The following is a 2,636-nucleotide window of genomic DNA, read 5'->3' on the forward strand; positions in this document are numbered from 1 at the left end:
GTGGGGCCGGGGCGGCGCAACGATCCGCGGGACGTCATCAAGGTGCAGTCCCTGCTGGGCAATGGGGACCTGGGGTCCTTCGGGCGCTATCAGGGACCGCTGGGGACCCTCCAGGACGAGGACGTGGACGGCATCAAGTCCTGGCAGGGCCGCAACCGGCTCCGGGTGGACGGGGTCCTCGATCCGGGCGGGGAGACCATCCGGTCGCTGCGCAAGTCCATGGGCAATCTGCTGGGCGCCTTCCGCGCCCCGACGCCCGACGAGGTGGACGAACACCACGCCGGCACCCGCGGCCTGGCCCATATCGAACGCCGCCGCGCCGAACGCGGCTCCAACAGGGCCATGTCTGCGGACGGCGACGCGGGTGCCGACACCCTGGCCGGCGGGGCCGGGGACGACGAGACCCGGAATGTGGCGAGAGCTGCCGGCCGGTGGAGAGCGCTCGCCGCTCGATGCTCGGCCACTGGATCGCATCTGGGAATACAATGACCCCGAAACCGGCCGGACGACGCGCATTGGCGTCCTTGATGGCGGAGCGCTTGCGGTGCCCATTCCCGACCGGTCTTCCGCCGGGGACGAAGGGCGTGGTCCGGGAACCGGTCACAATGACGGCAAGCTTGACGGGTTGCGCGATAAACTGGAAAAAGGAGGATACGCTACAGATCGTATCGATGAGGAACTCGACCGCTACCGGAATCTGACGCCCGCACGGAAGGCCGACGTCGACCGCATGATGGAACTCGGTCTCGACCCTGTCGGTGCCATCGTCGTAGCGGGGGCGGGAAAGGAGGACGTGTCCGCCATGATCGACATGCTGGGAATGTCCGATGGACCGTCGAAGCGCTTCTTCGAGAGCATTTTCGTCGGCGTGACCGCCAAACTGAACTCGTGGCAGCCGGACCGTTCGTCGGCCCCTGCCGGCGGCGTCAATGGGCCCAGGGGATGATGGCGGGGGCGGCTCGGATGCGAAAGCTCGATGCTCCAAGACTTTCCCGGAGCGCAACCGCCATGACGGCGGGGCTGAGCCTCGCCGTCATGGCGGGCCAATTCGTTCCCCGCGCCTCCGATGCAGCTTATGCGGTGCTTTTCGGTCTCGCCGAAAACCTTGCTATCATGGCCGTACTTTTCGCTCATCCTGCTATTCGGCGCGCCATTCGGCCGATGCTGGGCCTGCCGCGGCACCCTTTCGAATTGGCCGGAATCGGCCTTCTGCGATGGATTCTGGGGGGAGGGTTGGCCTTTCTTTGCTTTTTCCTGGCCTTGATCGTTACCCAACTTTGGCTTCCGCAAAGCCTTGCGACCTTGATCCCAGTCGAGACGCCCCATACTTTCGACCTTGCGAAAGCCGAGCCGCTGCAGTCGATTACCCGGTACCTCCTGCTCCCCGTTGCCGCAACGATGGAAGAACTGGTGTTCAGGGCTGGGATATTCCTTGTCCTAGCCAACCTGAACGCCGGACCTGCCGTCATAGTCCTGGTTTCGGCCACCGCATTCGGCTTGGCCCACACCACCTCGGGTGCCACCGCGATGGCATTCGCCTTCCTGGCCGGCATTGGACAGATGGGAGTCTTTCTGATGTGGCGCTCTCTGCCGCCGCTAATTTTCGGACACTATATCTACAACCTGTGGCGGACATGAAGTCGCCTTGCAGCAGTTCTCATTGCAGCGTAATCTGAGCGCACAATACTCATTTCATCAAGGCAGGACGGAACCCGCGCTGTCCCCTGACTTCTCGAGGAGAAGCGGGCCGAGACCGCCTCCGTAATGGACGAACTCCAGCGTCGCCACAAGGCGGCGAAGGACTCGGGGAATATCGCCGATGCCCGACGGATCGAGGGCATCCTGGGCGGGATCGTCGTCCGCAATCGACGGTGAGAGCGGGGCGGGCCTAATCCCACCGGCTACGCGGCCTGGAGACCAGGGGCTTCCGCCAGGAGCCCCGCGGTTTCCAGGCCTCGGCCCGGCGCCGGGCCTCGGCGCGATCCTCTTTCAGGCCCTCGACAAGGTCCCGTTCGACGAGTTTCCCCTCCAGGAGGGCCTGGGCCACCGAAAATTGGGCGAAGGGACTTCCCACGTCGGCTGCTTTGAACTTCCATTGGAGGGACTCCTTGGGATCGCGGGGAAAGCGGTCGTCGGTACTCCTGCTGTAGACGAAACCGATGGCTTCGAAAGCCCTCACCATCCCCTGGTCCGCCGCCTTGCGGTACCATTCTATGGCCTTCGCGGCATCCTTGGGCTTGCCATCGCCCCAGGCATAGCGTTCCCCCATCTCGTACTGGGCTTCCGCCAAGCCCTGGGCGGCCGCCTTTTCGAACCAATGGGCGGCCAGGGCCGCCAGGGGATATCCGCCATCCAAAGGATAGGCCAGCCACAGTCCAGACCCGTATTGCCCCCAGACCTCCCCTTGCTTGGCCGACAGTCGGAACATCCGCCCCGCCTCGGCATATTCATGCCCCTGTTCCGCCGCCTTGCGATACCACGCGGCGGCGGCGGCTTCGTCCCTGGGGACAGCCTCGCCCTCGTCGTGAAGCCGCCCGACCCGGTATTGCGCCTCCGCATGGCCGGCCTCGGCCAAAGGCAGCCAGACGGCCAGGGCCCGCTCGTGGTCCTTGGCTTCGTAGGCGGCCATTCCATCC

Annotated in this window: 4 protein-coding genes; 3 read left to right on the forward strand and 1 reads right to left on the reverse strand. The window is 65.1% G+C overall.

What is annotated here, in order from left to right; all coding sequences use genetic code 11:
- The 3 genes from H7841_18350 to H7841_18360 form a co-directional block, all read left to right on the forward strand.
- Window positions 1-489: hypothetical protein (locus H7841_18350; protein ID MEO5338820.1), on the forward strand; the 489-nt coding region annotated here is incomplete at its 5' end.
- Window positions 490-544: 55 nt separating this feature from the next.
- The gene (locus H7841_18355) at window positions 545-946 is read left to right on the forward strand and encodes a hypothetical protein (protein ID MEO5338821.1); all 402 of its coding nucleotides are present in this window, start codon (window positions 545-547) and stop codon (window positions 944-946) included.
- Between the two features lie 62 nt (window positions 947-1,008).
- The gene (locus H7841_18360) at window positions 1,009-1,638 is read left to right on the forward strand and encodes a CPBP family intramembrane metalloprotease (protein ID MEO5338822.1); all 630 of its coding nucleotides are present in this window, start codon (window positions 1,009-1,011) and stop codon (window positions 1,636-1,638) included.
- A gap of 250 nt (window positions 1,639-1,888) precedes the next feature.
- Here the strand turns inward: H7841_18360 and H7841_18365 are convergent.
- Window positions 1,889-2,636, reverse strand: a 748-nt coding sequence (locus H7841_18365; protein MEO5338823.1) for a hypothetical protein, incomplete at its 5' end; no start/stop codon positions are given.

It is taken from the genome of Magnetospirillum sp. WYHS-4 (genome assembly GCA_039908345.1).
In the GTDB taxonomy this organism is placed as follows: domain Bacteria; phylum Pseudomonadota; class Alphaproteobacteria; order Rhodospirillales; family GLO-3; genus JAMOBD01.